This window comes from Pseudomonas shirazensis, from assembly GCF_050496565.1.
GTDB classification, from domain to species: Bacteria; Pseudomonadota; Gammaproteobacteria; order Pseudomonadales; family Pseudomonadaceae; genus Aquipseudomonas; species Aquipseudomonas shirazensis_A.
Genome location: NZ_JBNWAE010000059.1, coordinates 1 through 315 on the forward strand (window position 1 = coordinate 1; position 315 = coordinate 315).

Below are 315 nucleotides of genomic sequence, written 5' to 3' on the forward strand. Positions count from 1 at the left end.
TCAGCTGGAAGTTGAAGGTGAGGTTGGCATCACCTTCTTTCGCGGCCTCGGCAGTGACGGCCACAGTGGTGGTATCGATAGTGTCTTCAACGGCAACGGTAGTAGTCGCGCCGGTCAGATCCACAGCTTCGAAGTTGCCGCCATTGACCGCAGTGACGGTTGCAGTGACTTCGCTGCCATCTTTGTACACGTCTTCGACGTTGGTATTCGGAACCAGCAGAGTACCTTTGCCGGAAGCATCGATATCAACGGTGTAGTTACTGCCACCGACGTTCACGGTCAGGGTGGTGGTGCCACCAGCCTGCGGCGGGTTGC

Annotated in this window: 1 protein-coding gene; it reads right to left on the minus strand. The window is 57.1% G+C overall.

Annotation, left to right across the window (positions count from 1 at the left end):
- Window positions 1-315 (minus strand): immunoglobulin-like domain-containing protein (locus ACQZ2L_RS25110; RefSeq protein ID WP_430328323.1); only part of this gene is annotated, 315 nt, incomplete at both ends.